Annotated in this window: 1 protein-coding gene; it reads left to right on the forward strand. The window is 51.7% G+C overall.

What is annotated here, in order from left to right:
• A partial coding sequence (locus VJI77_RS07795; protein WP_323989032.1) for a hypothetical protein occupies window positions 1–232 on the forward strand: 232 nt, incomplete at both ends.

Consider the following 232-nt stretch of genomic DNA (forward strand, 5'->3'; position numbering starts at 1 on the left):
GTCTTGGAGACCTACCAAATTGGTTTCCTGGCCAATACCAAGCTCGACGGCACTAAGCTGAAGACTGAGGCGTGGCTCGACAAGGACATGATTGATGCCATCGGTGGTGATGCCACTGAGACGTATCAGCGTGTGCTTGACGGTGAAATGGTTGATGTCTCCGTGGGTGCTTTTATCGACATTGTCGAAGGAGCAGGCATCCACAATGGCAAAAATTACGCTGGCTCATGGG

It is taken from the genome of Parvimonas sp. D2 (genome assembly GCF_035282635.1).
In the GTDB taxonomy this organism is placed as follows: domain Bacteria; phylum Bacillota; class Clostridia; order Tissierellales; family Peptoniphilaceae; genus Parvimonas.